Source organism: Synechococcus sp. R5-15 (genome assembly GCF_047462035.1).
In the GTDB taxonomy this organism is placed as follows: domain Bacteria; phylum Cyanobacteriota; class Cyanobacteriia; order Thermostichales; family Thermostichaceae; genus Thermostichus.
In genome coordinates this window covers 14682-34508 of the sequence record NZ_JANSIK010000017.1, presented here as the reverse complement: position 1 = coordinate 34508, position 19827 = coordinate 14682, and the positions used below count along the sequence as shown (strand labels likewise).

The window sequence follows — 19827 nt, the reverse complement described above, 5'->3', positions numbered from 1 at the left end:
ATCAAAGCGCATTCCTCCCGGCACTGACCCTACGGGTACAGTGCGGGGCTCCTGCGATTTCTAGCTGATATCGGCCAAGGCACAGCAAGTCTTGGGGGATCCCATTGGAGAGCTTTTCTTGAATGCTTGAATGAACTACTCCCACTGGGAGCTCAGCATGCTACCATTCAGACGGAAAGGGAGTAGTCAGGCGGCTTACCGCCCTCTGCATCGACATACTGGCTAAAAACAGCCCGGTGCAAGAGACAAAGCAAGCCCGGTAGGCTGCTTTGGTGACGAGACTTTCACTGAGTTCACGCAGAGGTGAGCTTGGTGAGTCCGTCTGACTTTCCCAGCCTTCACCTCTAGGTGTGAACCGATTCCACACACAAGAGAGGTTGGAGGCTAAACGATGTGGGCTGGTTTTGCGTCAAGTTTGCTGTTGGTTACGGTAGCAGAGTTTGGGGATAAAACCTTTTTTACCCCCCTGATTCTGGCTATGCGACACCCGCGCCGCTGGGTTTTCTTGGGGACGTGGCTGGCTTTGGCCGTGATGACCTTGCTGGCGGTGGTGGCCGGGAAGGTGCTTTTCAAGCTGCTGCCGCCGCTGGGCGTGCGAGTGTTGTCGGCTGGGGTTTTCGCGGCTTTTGGGCTGAGAATGCTCTGGCAAGCTTACAAGATGACTCCCCAGCAGGAAAAAGAAGAAGAGGAAGAAGCCCTCAGGCTGGTGGAGCAGGCAGAAGAAAAAGGGGCGGGCCGCGGCGGTGCTTGGGCCATTGTGTGGGAAGCCTTTAGCTTGACGGCCTTGGCCGAGTTCGGGGATAAAACCCAGATTGCCACCGTCTCCTTGGCGGCCACCCACCCGGGATTGAGCGTCTGGGCAGGGGCTACCCTCGGCCATGGACTGATGGTGGGGCTGGCGGTGGTGGGAGGTCGTTTTTTAGCAGCTCACATCTCTGAACGCGCCGTGCATTGGGTGGGGGGCGGCTTATTTCTGGTGTTTGCGTTGCTGACCGGTTGGGAGTTGGCAGGATGAGGGATCAGCCAAATTCCTGTTCGATGATCCGCCATCGGGCAGTGATCACACCTGGCTCTAGGCTGAGGCGGCTGACGACAAGTTCTAGGGCCTGGTCATCGCGGGTTTGGGTGACCAGCTCTGCTTCGACTTTGACCAGATCGGGCTTGTCCTCCAGGTCTTCGCTGTAGAGGGCACGCAGTTTGAGATGGGTGGGAGCTATGCCTTGCAAGAGCAAGGCGCGGATGTGGGCCTCTGCTTGGCTTTTGCAGATGAACGAACACTCATAGACCAGTTCCAGTTCTGTGCCTTTCAAAGGCTGCTGGTTGATGCGGTAGCCCAGCGGACGCAGCACAACGTTGGAGATCAACACAGCTCCGGCTCCAATGGCAGCTTGGGGAATGTACCCCGATCCGGCAAAGGCTCCCACCGCGGCTGCACACCAGATGGTGGCGGCAGTGTTCAGGCCACGGACGCTGGCTCCTTCCTTGAGGATCACGCCACCGGCCAAAAAGCCAATCCCCGATACCACTTGGGCCGCAATACGGGTCGGGCTGCTTTCATCAGGGGTGAGAACCGAGAGCATGACAAACAAAGCTGCACCCGTGGCCACCAAGGTGTTGGTGCGTAAGCCGGCCATACGCTGCCGCCACTGTCGCTCCAGGCCAATGAGGGATCCCAGGACAAAGGCAACGGCCAAACGCAAGGTGAAGTCAATCCAGGTCATGCTCCGGTTCTCGTGAAAGGATAAAGTTTAGCCATCCTCATCTGGGATCCCAAGGGCAGTGGCTTCCTGTTGCAAGGTTTGCCAGAGGGCTTCCAGTTGAGCAAAGGCGGATTCTGGGGCCAGCTTACCACCTGTTTCTAAAGCACAGGTTATGCCCACCCGATAGGCATACTGCTGCAGCCGTGACCGAAATTGAGCAGCAGCCAAGGGAGATAGAACTTTCGAGGTCATGGCACACCTCCTCAATAAGATACAGATTTGGACAAATTGAATGGAATGAGAATCTGAGAGACTTCCCTAGCTCGCTGCTTTCGTGGCCCACCCGGAGCATCCCCTGAGGTTAGGGAAGCCTGGAATGGAGTTGCACTGCCCATGGGAATAGCTACAGAGATGGTGGCCTTAAAACTCCACTTCAACGCCGACCAACCAACCTACCAACATGAAATACACCCAGAGTCCGGTGAAGTCTTTGATGGTGGTGATGAAAGGATCCGCTCCGGGAGCGTGGTCAAAGCCCAGCTTTAACATCGCCCAAGGCAAAATGGCGCCCAAGACAGCCCCCAACGTGATCACTATGGCCAGAGCCAAGCCCACCGCCAGACCCAATTGTGGGATCCCATTCGGTGCCCCTTGCCAGAAGTAGGCAATCACCCCAGCCGTGGCCCCCAGGATCACTCCGATAATCCCGCCAATGCTGGCTTCCCGCAGCAAGTAGCGGAAAAACTGCCGCACGTTGATGTGGCCCCAAGCCAAGCCACGGGCAAAGATGGTGGTAGATTGGGTGCCAACATTACCGCCCATATCCATGACCAAGGGGATGAAAATAGCCGCTGCCGTTACTGCTTGCAACACCTCCTCAAAGGTTTCGATCACTCCCCCCACCAACATGCCGCCAATCAAGGTGATGATTAAAAACGTGATGCGCAGGCGGACGGCATACCAACGGGCGCCTTTAACCAGGCGCTCGCTCCAAACCTTGTCTCGGCTGAGCAAGCTGCCCACCCCTGCTTGGGCCAGAGCGGCGTCGGTGGCTTCTTCTTCCACCAAGTTGATGACATCTTCAAAGGTGATATCTCCCACCAAGCGCCCTTCCGTATCCACCACCGGAATAGCCGGCAAGCCCGAATCCTTGAGCAAACGAGCTGCCTGGAGATCCCGGTCGGTAACCCGCGCAAAAATATCCGATCCCTCAATCAGCTCCCGAATGGGCAAATCCGGATCTGCTTTCACGAGGCGCACGGTGCGAACCAAACCTTTGTAGAACCGCTGATCGTCCACCACAAAAATCACATCCAGCTCATCGTCTCCCAGTTGAGAGTCCCGCACGCTGGCCAGAGCAGCCCCGACGGTGATGGTATCCCGTACCGACAAGTAGCGCAGGTTCATCAGCCGACCGGCACTGCGCTCTGGATAACCCAGCAAGATATTCACTGCTTCCCGAGCTTCTGGGCTGAGGTTGGCAATGAGGCGCTTGGTTACTTTGGCCGGCAACTCCTCAAACAGACGCACCCGCTCATCCGGAGGTAAGGCTTCTACCAGCCGGATCACTTCTGGGCTTTCCATGCTGCGAATGAGATCGGCCTGCTCTTCGGGCCGCAGATACTCAAACACTGCAATGGCTTTGTCTTTTTCCAGCAAGCGGAAAGCCAAAACCCGCTGCCGAGGTGAAATCTCCATCAACTGCTGCACCAGCTCGGCAATGGGAGCGCGGTTGGCCTCTCGCTTGGCGGCTTCCAAGGAAGCAGGGGTTAGGAGATCGCGAAGAACGTTGTGCCGCATGATAAACCTCCGAACGTTGGGGTCAGCCGGGATGAAGAGAACCAGGAGGTCAACAGCCAACCGGTGCTCCGAGGCTCACAGGGAAGCCCTGAAACCCTTGGATGGCCGCGCAGCAAGCCGTAGGTCTAGCGCCAGGCCTCCAAGCCCAGCTTGGATCGCAAGCGCCCAAGCCGATAAGAGGGACTCCAAGGGATCCCCAGGCCTGCGGAAACCCCAAAACCCACAACAGGAAAGTCAAGGGGAATCCCCTCGGAATTACTCCTGATCTCCCCTTTTCTGAACAGGGCTGTACAAACCCATTGCTCAGGTAAGGCTCTGCTCAGCTCATCTGTTCGTCGCCGACTGAGAGAGCCACCCAAGTCAAAAGCTAGCCGGGAAAACTCTCCCACCCCTTCGCGTTGGCGAAACGGGATCCTCTCAAGCGACGACAGAAGCTGTCAGCGGGGAAAAGGAAGACACCAGTAAGAGCCCAGTCTTCAAGAACGTGCTCCTCGAAGACCATCCACTGGTGGCTGGCGCTACAACTACCGGAAGCGTCCATGCTGTTGAACGTTTTCCTCCAAAAAGGTTAACCGAAACAACCCGGACAGCCAGAAGAGGATCTCTTCAGCCCCCTTTAGGTTAGTTGCAGGAGTGGGATCCCGTCAACCCTTTTTCTCCAGCTCATCCGGTGAAAAATTGGTGGGGCAGCTGGAGGGGTAAGATCGGAGTGAGCAGCAATAGCCCCCTTGTGGTTCCTCTCGTCTCGACATTGCCCTCAGCCTGACTCAGCAAAGTCTACATCTCGGTGGCTTGCGACCTTGAGCAACCCACGCCCTTCGCCGCCTCTGTTTTGTTAGTGGTTTTTGTTAGTGGTTTGTTGGTGGCCTTGCTTCAATGAGCTGCGCTTCCCATCTCCTACAGGTGCCGATGTCCTTGAGCTTATGGCCTCTCTTCCCCTCGTTGCCGTGATCTTGGGCACACGGCCCGAAGCCATTAAGCTGGCCCCGGTGATTCAAGCTCTGCGTGCCAGTCCCCATCTGCGCACCGAGCTGATCTTGACCGGACAACATCGGGAAATGGTGGATCAGGTGATGCGGCTATTCGGTCTGCAAGCGGATCGGGATCTGGCGATCATGCGCCCCCGCCAAAGCTTGACGGACATCACCGAAGCCACCTTGCGGGGCCTAGAACTCTACTTTCAAGAGCAACATCCTCAACTGGTTTTGGTGCAGGGAGATACCACCACCGCCTTCGCTGCCGCCTTGGCAGCTTTTTACCACCGGATCCCGGTCGGGCATGTGGAAGCCGGACTGCGCACCGATGATCTCTACAATCCTTTCCCCGAAGAGGCCAATCGCCGCCTGATCTCCCAGTTGGCCAGCCTGCACTTTGCCCCTACCCCCCAAGCCGTTGACAACCTGAAGCGAAGCCACGTGGTGGGATCCATCCATTGCACCGGCAACACTGTCATCGACGCCCTACTGCAGGTGGCCTCCCAAGGGATCCCCTGCCCCATTCCCGGCCTGGACTGGCAGCGCTACCGTGTCCTGCTGGTTACCTTGCACCGACGCGAAAATTGGGGGGATCCCCTAACCGCCATCGGCAAGGCTCTGCTGCAGATCTTGGCCGAGTTTCCCGATACCGCCCTTCTTTTGCCCCTCCATCCCAACCCCTTGGTGCGGGATCCCCTGCAAGCCCTGTTGGGATCCCATGAGCGGGCTTTTCTCACTGAGCCTCTGGACTATCCCCTCTGGGTGAGCGCCATGCAGCGCTGTACCCTCATCCTCAGCGACTCCGGCGGCATTCAAGAAGAGGCCCCTGCCCTGGGCAAACCGGTGCTGGTGCTGCGGCAGACCACCGAACGTCCTGAAGCGATTGCTGCCGGCACCGCCCGCCTGGTAGGCACACACCCCGAAAAGATCCTGAAGGCAGCCCGAGAATTGCTCACAGACCCACAAGCCTATGCCCGCATGGCCCAAGCCCAAAACCCCTTTGGCGATGGCACTGCCGCCCGGCAAATTCGCCACATCATCGAGCGGTGGTTTAACCCGCAAAGCCCTCGAGAAGAACAAAGTTAAGAATTAAAAGTTAAGAATTAAATAAGAATCAAAGATGTATAGACCGTTACCGGGAAAACCGTTTCTTTACCTATTGCTCTCAATAAGACAATTAATCTCAATAAGACAATTAATTAAGATAGAAAGCCTGACTCCAATCCAATTGACCCCAGTCCAATCAAGAGCGAGGATGCAAACCATGAGCACGACTGCAACTGCCACCACCGTTGTCCGGGTGCCGATTGTGGATGCCACCCCAGAAAATGTGCAACCCTTCGGCCAACTTATAGGGGACGATGTGGCCAATCCTGGGCTGGGGATCCCCTTTTATCAGGGGCGTGTCCTGGAAGGACAGAACATCGACTTTCAATACACCGGCAGAGCCGTTATCCGTACGGCTAAGATCCTGCCCGGATATCCACCTGTGCTCTGGCTGGAGCGCCACATGCGTATGACCCAGTTGTTTGTCGGCCTGGGGCAAGAGCCGTTCATCATGGTGATGGCTCCTCCCAACCATCCCAAAGCAGCTCCCGATCTCGACAAAGTACAAGCCCTGCGATTCCCTGCCGGGCATGGGCTGCTGCTGCACCTCGGCACGTGGCACGATTTCCCCATTGCCTGCGAGCGCCCCGTTGTGGTGCTAACCGCCAACTCCGAAGAAGTGGTGGAAGCCCTGGCCAGCATGGAAGATGCCCACGAAATGAATCAGGGAGATGTATTCAAAATTTCCCTCCCCCAACGGCTAAAAGCGGAGATCCACCTAGAGCTGGTCTGAATGCAAGTCCGGATCCCTGAATCTCTACAGGATGCCAAAGCCTCAGTTCTACAAAGTGGCGCTCTATCAGCCTTTGGCTGGATAGGGGACTCTTCGCCTTAACTGGGCCTTAACTAGGGCCAGACTCTTGTACCGAAACCTCCCTTTGGACCCTTCTTCCCCTGCAAGGGTCTAAGTATTCGAGAACACCTATTCTTACACACAAAAGCTTCGAGATAAGTTCAGAGAGAAATGCCTCTAGGCAAGAAAGGCTACCTGAGATTCTGCCGACAGGCGTCTTTAGGAGGGCCGTATTCAGCGGGAAGATTCACAAACGTCGGCAGCGTTGGCATCTGGAGGGAGTTGCTCTATATTAAATCAGCTAGCATATTCGATATTTGCCAGAATTTAAGTTATTGTGAGAGCTGACATGCCATCCAATTGGTCAGACATCCATCCTCCCAATCCTGGGCAAGGGTTGGGCTCAGCCCAGTCTGCGCCTTCCCATTGGAATGAGCGCCACAGGGGAGAAGGCTCTCATGCCGAGTATGAGAGGAACGGATCTCAGACCAGAGCGGCGGATTGTCCAGAGGACTTCATGCCGAGCAAGACCGCAAACGCAAAGATTAAGGTAGTAGGCGTGGGGGGTGGGGGTGGCAACGCGGTCAGTCGGATGGCGGCCAGCAACCTTGTGGGCGTCGAGTTTTGGAGCGTCAACACCGATGCGCAGGCCCTTGCCCAGTCCTCGGCAGTGAACCGCTTGCAAATTGGGCAGAAGCTGACTCGAGGCTTGGGTGCAGGTGGTAACCCGGCCATTGGCCAGAAAGCTGCAGAGGAATCCAGCGAAGAAATATCGGCAGCCATCAAAGGGGCAGATCTGGTCTTCATTGCCGCCGGCATGGGGGGAGGCACGGGCACGGGTGGAGCACCCGTCATCGCCCAAATTGCCAAAGCCAGTGGTGCCCTGACGGTGGGAGTGGTGACACGGCCTTTTTCCTTTGAGGGCAAACGCCGCAGCAAGCAGGCCGAGGAAGGGATCCAAGCGCTGCGGGAGGCAGTTGATACCCTGATTGTAATTCCCAATGACAAGTTGCTTTCGGTGATCTCCGAGCAAACCCCTGTCCAAGAGGCTTTTCGCGTTGCTGATGATGTGCTGCGGCAGGGGGTGCAGGGCATCTCGGATATCATTCTCATTCCCGGCATGATCAATGTGGATTTTGCCGATGTGCGCAGCGTGATGGCCGATGCCGGCTCTGCCTTGATGGGAATTGGCATGGGATCCGGCAAGTCCCGCGCCCGCGAAGCCGCCATTACCGCTGTATCTTCGCCGCTTTTGGAAACCTCCATCGAAGGGGCTAAAGGTGTCCTCTTCAACATTACCGGTGGGCCGGATTTGTCCTTGCATGAGGTCACGGTGGCTGCCGAGATCATCGCCGAGGCAGTGGATCCCGAGGCCAACATCATCTTCGGCACCGTCCAAGACGAGCGCATGCAGGGGGAAGTGCGCATCACGGTCATCGCCACCGGTTTCCAAGAGAAAGCCCGTCCAGCCGCCATCCCTGCTGCAACCAAAGTTTCTGCCTCCAACAAGTCGGGGGTTCCCAAGCCCACTCCCACGGGCTCTGGGCTGCCGCCTCGACAGCCTCCGGAGCCTGAGCCGCCGATGTCTGGAGGCTTAGATATTCCCGAGTTCTTGCGCCGCCGACGGCCCCCTTCGTAGGGTAGGGTGAAGGTATGCTGGTATCTTGGTGCCGGTTGTTGAGGGTGGGGAGTGCTTTGGGGTTAGGCCATGAACATTGTTGTCTTGGCGGGGGGGCGTTCGGCAGAACGTCAAGTCTCTTGGGTAACGGGTAAAGCCTGCAAACGGGCTTTGGAGGACCTGGGCCATCGGGTCAAGGTAATCGACCCAGATGAGGATCTGCCTCTGCGCCTTTGGCAGGAACGGCAAGCCGGCTGCGACTTCGTTTGGATTGCCTTGCATGGCCCTGGTGGCGAGGATGGGGTGGTACAGGGAATGCTGGACTGGCTGGGCCTGCCCTACCAGGGATCCGGGCCGCTGGCCAGTGCTCTGGCCATGGATAAGCTGGTCTCCAAGCAGATCTTTCGCGCCGCGGGGATCCCTACCCCCGATTGGCAGGTTTGGGACGACCAAAGCCCCCTCACTTGGGCTGACTGTGCGGCAGAGTTGGGATCCCCACTGGTGATTAAGCCCAGCAACAACGGCTCGACGGTGGGCATCAGCATTGTCCAGGATGAGAGGTCATTTGCTCAGGGGCTGGAGTTGGCCCGCTCAGTCTCGTCGCGGATTTTTCTGGAGCGCTATGTTCCCGGAAAGGAGATCACCCTCTCGATCTTGTCCGGCCAAGTTCTTCCGGCCATTGAGATCATCCCCGCCCAAGGCGACTTCTACGACTACGAAGCCAAGTACGCACCCGGTGGCTCGCGGCATTTGATCCCCTGTTCCCTCAGCCCGGCAGGGTTGGCCCGCTGTGAGGCAGCAGGTCTAGGGGCCTATCGGGTGTTGGGGTGCGAAGGCTTGGCGCGAGTGGATCTGCGGGTGGATTCCGAGGAGAACCCCTGGGTGTTGGAGGTGAATACACTGCCCGGCATGACCCCCACCTCCCTCTGTCCTGATGCGGCGGCGGCTCTGGGGTGGACGTTCACCGAGTTGGTGGAGCGGATGCTGCAGGATGCCTTGCAAAAAGCCCAATTGACCGGATCCCGGCATCCTCAAAGTTCATCGGCGACTCTCGGCAACGCTCCCTGAGGCTTTTCCCAAGACAAGAACAAGAACCTTTACCCAGCTCTTTCAGAGAAGGGCAACCAGCAAAAGAATCACCCCAATTCCAACAATCAGTACAGCTCCCCCCAGCCACACCCAGGAGATGCGGGACCTGCTGCCTATGTCGGTTTTCCCGACAGGATTCTCCGGCGCAGGTTCAGGCTTTGAGTTGACCGAATCCGGGGCAACAACTGTCAGATCCTGCAGTAGGCGATCGCCTTTTTTTTCCAACAGAACTGTGGTTTCTTCTGAGGCCAGCAGCGGGTTCAACAAGGGGGCCGTTTGCTCCCACTCGTATTCAGAATGTCCCGACTCACGCCCGTACACCGTGACCTGCTCTAAGCCGGGCAAGCCCAACACTCTGAGCTCCGCCTGCACCCGTTCCATGAGATGGGGGTAGTCCACTCGGGCCGAGGAGGATCGATTCAGAAGAACATGCAGATGACCTTGGCGGCGTTTGACCGCGATTTTGACCGGGGCAGCCAACCGAGCCTGCAACGCTTGGGCAATCTCAGCTTCGGTCATGGTGCAGCATCCAAGGTGTGCGGGCTAATTCTAATACAATCCTAGAGCAACCGTGCAGAGGGCTACGGGGGCTCGGGGTAGAATGAGATGCGCATGGGCGAAGAAATGCCGGGTCTCGACAGAGCAGGGCGTTCCTCTTTTCTCTCGCCGGATCCCTAGCTGGAAGTTCTATGCAAGAGAAAACCATTGTCCGCGATTATTTCAACTCCGTTGGCTTCGAGCGCTGGCGGCGCATTTATGGTGAAGAAGAAGTCAATTTCGTCCAAAAAGACATCCGCCTTGGCCATGCTCGCACAGTAGAGACGGTGTTGCAGTGGTTGGGGGATCCCTCGGGTTTACGCATTTGTGATGCCGGATGCGGGGTGGGCAGCCTCAGCTTGCCCTTGGCCGCCAGGGGGGCACAGGTGTTCGCCAGCGACATCTCGGAACAAATGGTGAGCGAAGCGCGCCGCCGCCAGCAAATGGAGCTGGGATCCACAGACAACCCACACTTTTGGGTCTCGGATCTGGAGGAATTGACGGGGGAATACGATGTCGTCATCTGCCTCGATGTGATGATCCACTACCCTGAAGCCGAGGCCCTGCGCATGCTAAAGCACCTGACCCGCCTGGCTCGGTCCCGCCTGATCTTCAGTTTTGCCCCCAAAACCCCCTGGCTGACGCTGCTGAAGAAAGTGGGAGAGTTCTTCCCCGGCCCCAGCAAAACCACCCGCGCCTATCAACACCGAGAGGCGACCTTGGTGAGCCAATTAACCGAATGGGGCTGGAAAGTGCAGCAGCGACAAACCATTCGCAGCCGCTTCTACTTTGCTTGGCTCCTCGATCTGGTTCGGTGACACTCGATCTGGTTCGTTAAACGGGAATGAAACATTTTCGTCTAGCTCCCCTCTCCCTCTGGCAGCGAGGCTGGGAGTAGGGGCAGCAGCGTGGAATGCTTGGGGAGTGTCTCAATCTAGTTTAAAAATGACTATAACGATCAGCTGAGGTTATCCAGTTGCTCCAGCAAATCGGGATCTGCCAGCTTTTGTAGGGCAAGCCGCGCGTCATCCCGCACCCCCCAATCGGGATCGCGACTGGCGCTGGTCAGCAATTGCCTTGTTAGCATCGTGTAAACAATGGGATCCTCGAGAGCCAGTTTCACCTGTTGCCCCAGGATCCCTAAGCTCCAGGCACAGTTGCCACGTACCGCCGCGATTGGATCTTGAGCCAAACCCCGGCAGAGAGCTGCGACCACCTCATCCAATGCCGGGCCGGGCAACACTTGCGCCTGAGCCAATTGTCCGAGGGCACTGGCAGCCCACAATCGCACTGCCGCGATATCCCCGGCCAACACTTCCAGCAACACCGGGTACGCCCGCGGATCCTTGGCATTGCCCAACGCCCACACCAAGCCTTTGCGCACATAGCCGTTCCAATCCCAGCGCAAGCCCTCGATCAGCACCTCCACCTCAGCGGGATCCGGATTCCGACCTAGGGCATAGGCTGCTCCCACCCGCACCAACGGGCAGGGATCCCGGACTAGGGCCAGCAGGGGTTTAACGGCGCGGGGTTCTTCGATCTCACAGAAGGCGCGGGCCGCCTGCATCCGCAAATAGGGATCCGGATCCTGCAACTGCTGCAGCATCAGCTCCACATCCACCTCCGGCGGTGAGTGAGGTGGCAGCTCGTCTAGGGGCTCAAGGGGGGAAAAAGCGTCTTCTTGCATGAAAGGGTGCCCAGGTGTTGGCGGAGGGGACGAGGGCAAAACTTGCCCTTCCTCAAGGCAAAAGCCAGAGCTACAACAACCAAACCAGCAGCAGAGTTGCTGCCCATCATAAACTGCCGGGATCCTCCATCTGATCTGCTCTTTCCGGTTGGGATCCCGGAACCCTGAGCAAGTCCGCTCCTTCCAACACCCGCGCCGAGCGGATCACATCTCCCACCTGGATGCGCTCCACCCACTCCATCCCCTCGGTGACGTAGCCGAACACGGCATAGCGCCCGTCCAAAATCGGCAGAGCAGAGAGGGTGATGTAAAACTGGGAAGAGGCTGAGTCAAGTGGGCTAGAACGGGCCATGGCCACCGCCCCCAAACGATGGGGCAAGAGCAACTTACTCAGAGCAGCGGGATCCTGGATCAAGGTGTTGTAGCGGGGGTAGGGTTCCCCACGCAGCTGAATTTCCAGGGGGATGGTGCGCAGGCGGTTGCTCCCCGGCTCTGTTGCACCCCCTGTACCGTCACCACGGGGATCCCCACCCTGCACCACAAAAGGCTGCGGATCCTTTTCCACCCGATGGAAGGTGAGGCCATTGTAAAAGCCCCGCTGAACCAAATCCACGAACTGGCCGCCGGTCAGGGGTGCCGCTTCCCCGTGGATCGCCAAGATCACCTTGCCTACCCCCTCAGCAGTTTGCACCTCCATCTCCACCACTGCCTTCCCTTGCAGTTGCGGGCGGCTAGCATAGGCCGCCGGGATCCCAGAGGGGGATTCTGACAAGGGGGGTGTACTGCGACAAGCCAACAGCCCGAGACAGAGGTATCCCAGAACTAAACCCACTCCCACTCTGCAGCGGCTCATTCGCCCCAGCTTGGCGAATTTCATCTGCCCCTTCTCCTTCAATCCAATCTCCCACCCTCCAGGCGCTGCTCAACCCAGCAGGGATCCCTATCCAGGTGATTCAGATCCGCTGCGACAGCCCCAACTGCAAGGTAACGCTTTGAGCACCATTGCTCACCCTCACACCGTAGGGGCTGATGGAGGTAACCCGCCACTCTGCTTTCACCGCATGGCCAACAGCCACCTGACGTACTACGTTGTCGATCAAGATCAGAGCCTTGGGGGCACCTGGATCGTGGATCAATCCCACCAGCTTCATCTGCGGCAGAGGCTGGGGTGGGATCCGCGCTGGCACCGGAGGCGCAGGTACCCTGGGGGGAGAGGGAAGACCAGCCCCTCTTGAAGCAAGAGGAGCGACAACAGTCGGCGGTTTTGCCGGTTCGACCAAGACAGCCTTTGCAGAATCCTCAGGTGGAGCTTTGGGGTTTTCATCCACATCATTTTCATCCACATCAGCAGCAGTGGGAAGCAAGGGCTCCTGGTGAGCATCGGAATGGGAAGAATTGGGTGCCTCAGCCAAGGGATCCCGAGTGGCCTGCGAAAAAACCACCGCCCGCGGGCGCAGGGTCATCCAAAAAGCCAGACCTGCCACCAAGGTAGCGGCCAAAGCCATACCCAGCAGTAATCCTCCGGCAGCAGAGAAGCGCCGGGAAGGCAGTGGGGGCCGTGTGCCGAGGTAAGGATATTCGCCGGCTTCTGAGAGCCCCTCTTCCAAGCTGTTCTCCAAATCCTCGAACAGCTCATCCAACAGAGAATCTGCCTGCTTGACTTGGCCAGACCATGCCCAAGGGGAACGACGGCCTCTGCCCGCTGAAGCATCTAACCCGGACATACAACCTCCCTAGCCTGAGCGGCGGGGATCCCGAGGAGTTGAGACACTCAGCCAACAGTTGCCGTCTATCGCCCAAAGGCTCTCAAAGGAGCCGCATTTCCGGGTACTCGGTCAACAGCGCCTCTGCCGACAGGGTGTCTCCCTCCAACTGCGGCGTCCACAGCACTTCGATGGCCACAATCCGATCTGCCGGAATCGAAGCCAGCTGCAACAGGCACTGCCGCAGATCCGCCATGGAGTTAACTACAGGTAGTGTACCTAAGTTACCACGATACGCAACCAGTAGAGTTACCAGCAGGTACTCGCCAACATCTGGGATCCCAGCAGCAGATCGCTGCAGCGCCGCTTGGGAGACTTGTTGGATCTGGTTGTTGCGGTTGCTGAGGCTTTCGACGCTGAACTTGCTCCGTTCTTGTAAAGAGGCTTGATAGAACAGGGATTCGGCGCGGGAGAGGGGCAGCTTCTCCGCTTGGGCATGGCCATAGGCCCAGTAGTCGCTGTAGCGCATCAAGCCAAGGGTGACCTCTTGCAACAGTTGGCTCAGCCCTTCTGGCGACTGAGTATCCGCCTCCAGAGCCAGGGCGTTCATGTCTTTCTGCAGTTGCCGGGCGCTGGCCAGCAGTCCCACTTTTACCTGCGCAACAGTTACCTGGGGATCGCGAACCCCAATGCTATCGTCCCCTTCTTCGGATCTGATCCCCGAGCGCAGCGTCTGCACCAAAAAGCTACCTGCCCCAACCAAGAGCAGCAGCGTCAGCAGGCCGCCACCCCCCCCTCCCCAGAAAAAGGGCACCAGCAGCGGAAAACCAAAGCCGCCTCCATAGCTGGGGTAGACAGGAGCTGAGTAGTGCGGGCCAATCGAGCGGGGGGCAGAGAACGTCGGAGACCGGAAAGATCCGCCGCCAATGCGACCGCCACTGCGTGCCCAAACAGCGCCTATGGGAGCCAGGGCCAAGGTCAAGGCCAGGGCAATGGCCAGCAGAGGCCGGCAGACGCGACCGATTCGTTTCAGCATGATCACAATGTTTTCGTCCATCACGGGGCTAGTCTTTCTTAATTCTACGCTTTCTCGTTGGCGGGAATAGGGGCGGAAACCGATCCCCCACCCGGCCATCTCACTTGTTCAATTCTTCTGTGTTGATTCTTTGTGTACTGAGCCGGCCAATGACCGTCAACCAATCGAGGCAGAGCCATGCTACGGTCTGGAAGGTTGCCAGGAGGAGGGCAAACAACAGCAATGCAAACTCAGGCTAACGTCCAAGCCGAGGAAAGAGAGCGGGCATCTTCTCCACCCCGTGCCCAGATTCGGCTGTTGGTGGTGGATATCGATGGCACGATTGCCGGGCCTTCCAACCAGGTTTCAGAGCCGGTTCGGGAGGCCATTCAGAAGGCCAAAGCAGCAGGGGTGCGAGTAGCCATTGCTACGGGCCGCATGCATCGTTCTGCCGAGCGGTTCCACTACGCGATTGGGGCCGATATGCCCCTATGCAGCTACCAGGGGGCTTTAATTCGGGATCCCGACAGCCAAAAGACCCTAAAGCACTGGAGCCTTGACTGGCCGCTGGCCGAGGAGTTGCTGCAAGTGTTGCAGGATCAGCCGGTGGGGGTTCACCTCTACATCGATGACCAGCTCTATTTGCGGGAGCTGAGCCCCCTCAGTCAGGCTTATGCTGAGCGCTCGCAGGTGCCGTTCCAGATGTTCTCTTCCGCCCAATACGGACGAAGCCCCACCAAGATCCTGGCTGTTTCTGAGGATACCGAGTTCCTGCAGGAATTGCAGGGATCCCTGCGGCGGCGGTATTCCCCTGACCAGCTCTACCTCACCCGTTCAGAGCCGATTTTTCTCGAGGCTACCCATCCGGCGGTGAACAAGGGCAATGCCGTTCGTTTTTTGGCCGAGGAAATGCTGGGGTTGTCGGCGGAGCAGGTGATGGCCATTGGCGATGGCGACAACGACATTGAGATGCTGCGGTATGCGGGGATCGGGGTGGCGATGGGAAATGCCTCGCCTGCTCTGTTGCCCCATGCCGATTGGATTGCCCCTCCTGTGGCAGAAGACGGGGTGGCGGCAGCCATCGAGACCTTCATCCTCAGCTAGGCAGGGATCCCATGCTGGGTCTGGCTTCTTCTCCCTTTCCTGAGGTCACCCTGCGTCCGGCGCAGCAACAGGCGTTGGCCTACCAATCGGGGCCGCTGGGGATCGCCGCCGTTCCGGGGAGCGGCAAGACCTTTATTCTGGAGCTGTTGATCGCCGATTTAATTCTCAATCGGGGGATCCCACCGGAGCGCATCGGGGTGTTCACCTACATGCGTTCGGCGCGGGGCAACTTGATCAACCGCATCAATCAACGTTTGCAACGGGCGGGGTATCCGGATCGCTTTACCCAGGCCTTTACCCTGCATTCTTTGTCGTTGCGGGTGTTGCGGGAGGCCCCCAGCCGTTGGGAGGAGCTGTCTATTTTGGAGGGATACGAACAGGAGCGGTTGCTCAGCCGCCTGTGCCGCGCTTGGCTCGTCCGCCATACTCAGCTCTGGGAGCCGCTGATCCCCGGCGACAACAACCCGCAAAAGATCGCCCAAAACCGAGCCCAGTTCCGGCGCAGTTTCCAGCAGATGGTGCAGGTGGTCATCAGCAGGGCCAAGAATCTGCGCCTGGGGCCAGAAGTGATCCCCAGCGAGGGCTATCTGGGCTGGGCTGCTCCCATCTACGCCGGTTATCAAGCGGAATTGCGTCGCCTGGGCAAGTTAGACTACGACGACCTGGGCTGGCAAGCAGTGGATTTGATCGAGGGCAGTCCGGAGCTGCGGGAGCAGGTACAGAACTGGTACGACTACCTGTTCGAGGATGAGGCCCAAGACAGTTCCCCCCTGCAGGAAGAGCTGCTGCGGCTGCTCAGCCAACGCACCGGCAACCTGGTGCGGGTGGGGGATCCCAACCAGAGCATCATGGGCACCTTTACCAGCGCCGAGCCGCGGCTGTTTCGCGCCTTTTGCCAGGCCAGTCCTCAGGTGGTGCTCTTGGATGAATCCAGCCGCAGCGCCCCCCAGATCATCGCTTTGGCCAACCGCCTGGTGGAGTGGGTGAATCAGCAGCACCCCATCCCGGCTTTGCGCACCGCTCTGGCCCCCCAGCCCATTCAACTGGCCACCTCCGGTGGCCAAAACCCCCCGGCCAGCGAGGGTGGTGTGGACTTTCTGCGGGTCGTCGGATCCCCGGAAGAGGAGCTGCAACAGGTGGCGCGGCAGGCCATTGCAGCCGCCCAAGCTTTTCCCGGCCAAACGGTGGCCATTCTGGTCACCACCAACGAAATGGGGGGCAAGGCCCTCAGCTATCTCCAGGAAATGGGAGCGGAGCGGGTGATCGATCTGTTGCGGGGCAGTCCCAGTCAGCGGCGGGTGTTGTTGCAGCTCAAGGGAATCATCGACTGGTTTGCCCAGCCCACTGCCCCCACTCGCTTGGCTGCTGCTGTGGATTGCTTGGCGGATTGGGCGGGGATCCCACGTGCTGAACTGGGACCGATGTTGAGCTGGATCCGCGCCTCTCTGCCGGAGCGGCTGCTATTTCCCAACTTTGGTGAGGCTCCCGCTCTGCCCGATGGCCCGCCTTGGCAGAACTTGGGCAGGCTGCTGCGCACCCTTGCCGGTTGGCTCCGGGCCGGGCGCTCCCCTTGGCCGGAGGTGCTGAATGTGATCGTTCAAAGCCTCTACCGCAAGCCGGAAGAGCTGTTTGTGGGTCGCTATGTAATCGATCAGCTGGAGCAGGTGCTGGGATCCCTGCCCGAAACCGATTGGCAGGAGATCGCCCAAGAATTTCAAGTGATTCTGGATCACCGCCTCAACAACTTGCCTTCGGAGATCTTCGCCTTCGACCCCGAGCCGGGCAGCATCACTGTCACGACTCTGCATCGGGCCAAGGGGCTGGAATGGGATCAGGTGTTCATCCCCCAGGTGTCGGCCTACGAGTTTCCCACCCAGTACGGGGAGCGAACCCTGGGGCTGAAGTTTTTGGATGAAGTGGATATGCAGGCAGAGGCCCTGGCTCAGTTGCGACAGCTCAGCCCCAAAGGCGGCTGGGAGCTGCAGGCCGACTCTGCCACCAAGCAAGCCTTTTTGGACTTGGCAGCGGAGCGGCTGCGGCTGCTGTATGTGGGCATCACCCGCAGCAAACGACGGCTCACCCTCTCGGTATCCAGCCAATCTCGCTTTGGCACAGAGCAGAGTTCATCTTTGGTGTTTCGGGTGTTAAGTCGCAGTTTTAGGGCCGGTTGACCGGGTGAGTCTCTCGTTCTTCATGGATTGGCAACCTGCTAGCATGGCTAAGCCCGATAGCGCTTGCGCGCCGCCTTGCGGCAATGGGGCAGTCTTTCAGAAGCTATGGATATTCTGCAATGCAACCTCGGCGTATTGCCCGCGAACTGGCCCTGCTGGGGGTCAATCAACTGCCAGCCACGGCGGCCAAACTGAGCGAAAAACAACTGGAGGACTTGCTGCTGGCAGCCATCCGCGCCCTGAGTGAAGAGACCCATGAAACCCTCTCCACAGCGGCGGCGGAAATCCAGCGCAGCGACCGTTTGTTGCACGAGAGCGATCCTCTATTGTTGGCCGATTCGGATCCCAAGGAAGAGGGTGGATCCCGCTCCGTCACCCTCCGCCTTCAGCAGGCCCAACGACACCTGCAGCGCCTGGAAATCACTCTGAAGGAGGCGGACGTTCCTGACCCCAATGCCTTACGGGGGGAATTGCTGGAGCTAATCCAGCAGGTGCAAGTGGCCCTCGGCAACGCCGGCCAAGCCTTAGAACACCTGGAACAGCGGCTGCACAGCGTCCGCCACATCTTGGATGAGGTTGTCCAGTTGTCCCAAAGAGCAGTCAACCGGGTGGGCGTTGCCCTGTCCATGCCGGAACTGTTGTACATTGCCCAATCCCAAGAAGTGCGCGCCTACGCTTTGCAACTGTTAACTGCCCTGCGAACCCACAAGGAGGCGATTGATGCTCGTTTGCAAAAGGCTTTGGTGGGTTGGCAATTGCAGCGGGTTGGTCGGATCGAACGAGATATCCTGCGCCTGGCGGTGGTGGAGATGGAAATACTGGCCAGCAGCCCCGTGAAGGTTGCCATCAACGAAGCTGTAGAATTGGCCAAAAAATACGGGGATCCTGAGGCCGCCGCTTTCGTCAACGGAGTGCTGCGACGGGTAGTGGACAGCCAGATGGAGACCCACCGGGGTCGGGATCCCTCCCTCCCTGGTTCTGGTTCCGGGGGCTGAGCAGATCACTGGGGATCTTCCTTGCCAGGATAAAAGTCGGGATCCATCACCTGCTCAAATGTGTAGGGACACTGGGCAGGCAGATCTGCTTCAGACAATGGCGTTTCTCTCACCACCAACAGGATCCCGTCCTGGTGAGCCTCTTGCAGGGCTGCCGAAAGATCGGGCTTGAGGCTGGGACTGTCTCTGAGCAATCGCTGGATCTGGCGGCGTTGTTCGGTAATCGTTGCCCGCCAACTTTTGCCTCGCAGGTGGGGTTGCAATTGCCACCTCAGCAAATGCCCTACCAGGATCCCCAGCCGGTGCAGCAATTCCCGGCGTTCTTGCCTGCCCAAAGCCTCGATTTCCTCCACCAAGTTGGCGATATCCAGTTGATCCCACTGCCCCGATTTCAGCAGTGCGGCTTGCTTTTGCGTCCAGGCATAGAAGTCGTACTCGTAAAGTTGCATGCTTCATTGCCTAACTGGGCACTGGCCAAGGAGATCTTACTGACCCCGAACTACCCCTTTTTACCTTGAGCTCATTGATTTCCCGGACTAGGCCAAGCCCGGGAATGCTTGCGGAAAGCGGGTTTTGCCAGTTGGTTGGGGAAAGCGGGCGATGAGACTCGAACTCACGACATCCAGCTTGGGAAGCTAGCGTTCTACCACTGAACTACGCCCGCGTAAATCAATCTCAAGTTTAGCAAGCTGAAACCCTTGCTGAATCTAACCTATCACGTTCCCGACCCCTTGAGTAGGTGGGGAGTTGGGGGGGGGCATATTTTGCCCGCAATTTGACCAGCAGGGAATGACGTCGAGAGACAAAGCTATCGTGCATGCTGGGGCAGGGCGAGAGTGGGTTAATCATCTTTCACGTGGGATCCCTGGTACAACTGAGACAGTATTCTGTCTGCGGCCTATGTCCAGCATCCTCCTGCTCTCCGGTAGTCCCAGCACTCCTTCTCGCTCAGAAGCCGTTTTACATCACGCTGCCGGGATCCTGTCCGATCTGGGATTGACCACTCAGTTTGTTTCGGTGCGGGATTTGCCCCCAGAGGATCTGGCACTGGCCAAGTTCGATAGCCCTCAACTCAAGGCAATTCAGCAAAAGGTGGCCCAAGCTACCGGGATCGTCATCTCTGCTCCCGTTTACAAAGCCTCCTATCCAGGTGTGTTGAAGGCACTGCTGGATTTGCTGGATCAAGACGCCTTTACCGGTAAAGTGATTCTCCCCATTGCCACCGGGGGAACCCTGGCCCATCTGCTGTCCATCGACTTTGCGATGAAACCTGTGCTGGCGGTGATGGGGGCAACCCACATCCTGAGAGGGGTTTATATCCTGAGTTCTCAAATTCAGTTGGACGCTGCCGGAACACTACAGCTAGAGGCCGACATCGAGGAACGTCTGCGAGCAGGGCTGCAGGCACTTGCGCAGGCGGTGAAATAGAAGAAATCAGAATTTTGCGGAGACTGGCCGAATACGGGATTGGTGCCCTGGGCCCGGAACCGGTTGCGGCAATCTATTCCGAAAAGTGCATAGGTGATTGCCCAGT

19 protein-coding genes and 1 tRNA gene are annotated in these 19827 nt (G+C 58.3%); 10 read left to right on the top strand and 10 right to left on the bottom strand.

Annotated features, from left to right (window positions below; genetic code table 11):
* The first annotated feature begins 391 nt into the window (after positions 1 to 391).
* Complete coding sequence (locus NW839_RS02070) at positions 392 to 1015, top strand: TMEM165/GDT1 family protein (protein WP_414355842.1); 624 nt, start codon at positions 392 to 394, stop codon at positions 1013 to 1015.
* A 4-nt stretch (positions 1016 to 1019) separates the two neighbouring features.
* Here the strand turns inward: NW839_RS02070 and NW839_RS02065 are convergent, their stop codons facing one another.
* The 3 genes from NW839_RS02065 to mgtE form a co-directional block, all read right to left on the bottom strand.
* Positions 1020 to 1721, bottom strand: coding sequence for an MgtC/SapB family protein (locus tag NW839_RS02065; protein ID WP_414343268.1), 702 nt, complete (start codon positions 1719 to 1721; stop codon positions 1020 to 1022).
* A 27-nt stretch (positions 1722 to 1748) separates the two neighbouring features.
* Positions 1749 to 1952: a hypothetical protein gene (locus NW839_RS02060; protein ID WP_414350012.1), complete on the bottom strand. Its 204-nt coding sequence runs from the start codon at positions 1950 to 1952 to the stop codon at positions 1749 to 1751.
* Positions 1953 to 2120: 168 nt separating this feature from the next.
* On the bottom strand, positions 2121 to 3500 hold the full coding sequence (gene mgtE / locus NW839_RS02055) for a magnesium transporter (protein ID WP_414350013.1): 1380 nt from the start codon (positions 3498 to 3500) through the stop codon (positions 2121 to 2123).
* Between the two features lie 923 nt (positions 3501 to 4423).
* Here mgtE and wecB point away from each other — a divergent pair.
* From wecB to NW839_RS02035, 4 genes are all read left to right on the top strand, one after another.
* Entirely contained in the window at positions 4424 to 5560 is a 1137-nt protein-coding gene (gene wecB / locus NW839_RS02050) for a non-hydrolyzing UDP-N-acetylglucosamine 2-epimerase (protein WP_011433693.1), read from the top strand.
* A gap of 178 nt (positions 5561 to 5738) precedes the next feature.
* On the top strand, positions 5739 to 6314 hold the full coding sequence (locus NW839_RS02045) for an ureidoglycolate lyase (RefSeq protein WP_041437468.1): 576 nt from the start codon (positions 5739 to 5741) through the stop codon (positions 6312 to 6314).
* A gap of 577 nt (positions 6315 to 6891) precedes the next feature.
* The gene (ftsZ, locus tag NW839_RS02040) at positions 6892 to 8013 is read left to right on the top strand and encodes a cell division protein FtsZ (protein ID WP_414350014.1); all 1122 of its coding nucleotides are present in this window, start codon (positions 6892 to 6894) and stop codon (positions 8011 to 8013) included.
* 69 nt (positions 8014 to 8082) lie between these two features.
* A complete protein-coding gene (locus NW839_RS02035; protein ID WP_414350015.1) occupies positions 8083 to 9060 on the top strand; it encodes a D-alanine--D-alanine ligase in 978 nt (325 codons plus the stop codon).
* A 42-nt stretch (positions 9061 to 9102) separates the two neighbouring features.
* Here NW839_RS02035 and NW839_RS02030 read toward each other — a convergent pair whose 3' ends face one another.
* The gene (locus tag NW839_RS02030) at positions 9103 to 9600 is read right to left on the bottom strand and encodes a hypothetical protein (protein ID WP_414350016.1); all 498 of its coding nucleotides are present in this window, start codon (positions 9598 to 9600) and stop codon (positions 9103 to 9105) included.
* Positions 9601 to 9770: 170 nt separating this feature from the next.
* Here NW839_RS02030 and bchM point away from each other — a divergent pair, with 170 nt between their 5' ends.
* Positions 9771 to 10436, top strand: coding sequence for a magnesium protoporphyrin IX methyltransferase (gene bchM, locus NW839_RS02025; protein WP_414350017.1), 666 nt, complete (start codon positions 9771 to 9773; stop codon positions 10434 to 10436).
* 140 nt (positions 10437 to 10576) lie between these two features.
* On the opposite strand, the gene NW839_RS02020 is transcribed toward bchM, so the two are convergent.
* The 4 genes from NW839_RS02020 to NW839_RS02005 form a co-directional block, all read right to left on the bottom strand.
* Positions 10577 to 11305, bottom strand: coding sequence for a HEAT repeat domain-containing protein (locus tag NW839_RS02020; protein ID WP_414330345.1), 729 nt, complete (start codon positions 11303 to 11305; stop codon positions 10577 to 10579).
* Between the two features lie 106 nt (positions 11306 to 11411).
* Positions 11412 to 12182, bottom strand: a complete 771-nt coding sequence (locus NW839_RS02015) for a peptidylprolyl isomerase (RefSeq protein ID WP_011433685.1) — start codon at positions 12180 to 12182, stop codon at positions 11412 to 11414.
* Between the two features lie 76 nt (positions 12183 to 12258).
* Positions 12259 to 13029, bottom strand: coding sequence for a hypothetical protein (locus NW839_RS02010; RefSeq protein ID WP_414350018.1), 771 nt, complete (start codon positions 13027 to 13029; stop codon positions 12259 to 12261).
* A gap of 82 nt (positions 13030 to 13111) precedes the next feature.
* Entirely contained in the window at positions 13112 to 14065 is a 954-nt protein-coding gene (locus tag NW839_RS02005; RefSeq protein ID WP_238376757.1) for a DUF1517 domain-containing protein, read from the bottom strand.
* Between the two features lie 201 nt (positions 14066 to 14266).
* Here NW839_RS02005 and NW839_RS02000 point away from each other — a divergent pair, with 201 nt between their 5' ends.
* From NW839_RS02000 to nusB, 3 genes are all read left to right on the top strand, one after another.
* Positions 14267 to 15127: a Cof-type HAD-IIB family hydrolase gene (locus tag NW839_RS02000; protein ID WP_414350019.1), complete on the top strand. Its 861-nt coding sequence runs from the start codon at positions 14267 to 14269 to the stop codon at positions 15125 to 15127.
* Between the two features lie 11 nt (positions 15128 to 15138).
* Positions 15139 to 17298, top strand: coding sequence for an ATP-dependent helicase (locus NW839_RS01995; RefSeq protein ID WP_414350020.1), 2160 nt, complete (start codon positions 15139 to 15141; stop codon positions 17296 to 17298).
* A 119-nt stretch (positions 17299 to 17417) separates the two neighbouring features.
* Positions 17418 to 18293 carry a transcription antitermination factor NusB gene (gene nusB, locus NW839_RS01990; RefSeq protein ID WP_414331399.1) on the top strand — a complete coding sequence of 292 codons (876 nt, stop codon included), beginning with the start codon at positions 17418 to 17420 and terminating at the stop codon, positions 18291 to 18293.
* A gap of 5 nt (positions 18294 to 18298) precedes the next feature.
* Here the strand turns inward: nusB and NW839_RS01985 are convergent, their stop codons facing one another.
* Entirely contained in the window at positions 18299 to 18742 is a 444-nt protein-coding gene (locus tag NW839_RS01985; protein ID WP_414350021.1) for a DUF29 domain-containing protein, read from the bottom strand.
* A 143-nt stretch (positions 18743 to 18885) separates the two neighbouring features.
* A tRNA-Gly gene (locus NW839_RS01980) sits at positions 18886 to 18957 on the bottom strand.
* 236 nt (positions 18958 to 19193) lie between these two features.
* On the opposite strand from NW839_RS01980, the gene ssuE reads away from it, so the two are divergent.
* Positions 19194 to 19721: an NADPH-dependent FMN reductase gene (gene ssuE / locus NW839_RS01975; RefSeq protein ID WP_414331394.1), complete on the top strand. Its 528-nt coding sequence runs from the start codon at positions 19194 to 19196 to the stop codon at positions 19719 to 19721.
* The last annotated feature ends 106 nt before the right edge of the window (positions 19722 to 19827 follow it).

What these genes read in the sequence shown, in the direction of transcription:
- ftsZ (WP_414350014.1), top strand. Translation starts at nt 6,892, where the DNA reads ATGCCGAGCAAGACCGCAAACGCAAAGATTAAGGTAGTAGGCGTGGGG.
- NW839_RS02070 (WP_414355842.1), top strand. Translation starts at nt 392, where the DNA reads ATGTGGGCTGGTTTTGCGTCAAGTTTGCTGTTGGTTACGGTAGCAGAG.
- NW839_RS01995 (WP_414350020.1), top strand. Translation starts at nt 15,139, where the DNA reads ATGCTGGGTCTGGCTTCTTCTCCCTTTCCTGAGGTCACCCTGCGTCCG.
- NW839_RS02060 (WP_414350012.1), bottom strand. Translation starts at nt 1,952, where the DNA reads ATGACCTCGAAAGTTCTATCTCCCTTGGCTGCTGCTCAATTTCGGTCA.
- NW839_RS02015 (WP_011433685.1), bottom strand. Translation starts at nt 12,182, where the DNA reads ATGAAATTCGCCAAGCTGGGGCGAATGAGCCGCTGCAGAGTGGGAGTG.
- NW839_RS02010 (WP_414350018.1), bottom strand. Translation starts at nt 13,029, where the DNA reads ATGTCCGGGTTAGATGCTTCAGCGGGCAGAGGCCGTCGTTCCCCTTGG.
- NW839_RS02045 (WP_041437468.1), top strand. Translation starts at nt 5,739, where the DNA reads ATGAGCACGACTGCAACTGCCACCACCGTTGTCCGGGTGCCGATTGTG.
- NW839_RS01985 (WP_414350021.1), bottom strand. Translation starts at nt 18,742, where the DNA reads ATGCAACTTTACGAGTACGACTTCTATGCCTGGACGCAAAAGCAAGCC.
- NW839_RS02030 (WP_414350016.1), bottom strand. Translation starts at nt 9,600, where the DNA reads ATGACCGAAGCTGAGATTGCCCAAGCGTTGCAGGCTCGGTTGGCTGCC.
- bchM (WP_414350017.1), top strand. Translation starts at nt 9,771, where the DNA reads ATGCAAGAGAAAACCATTGTCCGCGATTATTTCAACTCCGTTGGCTTC.
- nusB (WP_414331399.1), top strand. Translation starts at nt 17,418, where the DNA reads ATGCAACCTCGGCGTATTGCCCGCGAACTGGCCCTGCTGGGGGTCAAT.
- wecB (WP_011433693.1), top strand. Translation starts at nt 4,424, where the DNA reads ATGGCCTCTCTTCCCCTCGTTGCCGTGATCTTGGGCACACGGCCCGAA.
- NW839_RS02065 (WP_414343268.1), bottom strand. Translation starts at nt 1,721, where the DNA reads ATGACCTGGATTGACTTCACCTTGCGTTTGGCCGTTGCCTTTGTCCTG.
- ssuE (WP_414331394.1), top strand. Translation starts at nt 19,194, where the DNA reads ATGTCCAGCATCCTCCTGCTCTCCGGTAGTCCCAGCACTCCTTCTCGC.
- NW839_RS02005 (WP_238376757.1), bottom strand. Translation starts at nt 14,065, where the DNA reads ATGGACGAAAACATTGTGATCATGCTGAAACGAATCGGTCGCGTCTGC.
- NW839_RS02020 (WP_414330345.1), bottom strand. Translation starts at nt 11,305, where the DNA reads ATGCAAGAAGACGCTTTTTCCCCCCTTGAGCCCCTAGACGAGCTGCCA.
- mgtE (WP_414350013.1), bottom strand. Translation starts at nt 3,500, where the DNA reads ATGCGGCACAACGTTCTTCGCGATCTCCTAACCCCTGCTTCCTTGGAA.
- NW839_RS02000 (WP_414350019.1), top strand. Translation starts at nt 14,267, where the DNA reads ATGCAAACTCAGGCTAACGTCCAAGCCGAGGAAAGAGAGCGGGCATCT.
- NW839_RS02035 (WP_414350015.1), top strand. Translation starts at nt 8,083, where the DNA reads ATGAACATTGTTGTCTTGGCGGGGGGGCGTTCGGCAGAACGTCAAGTC.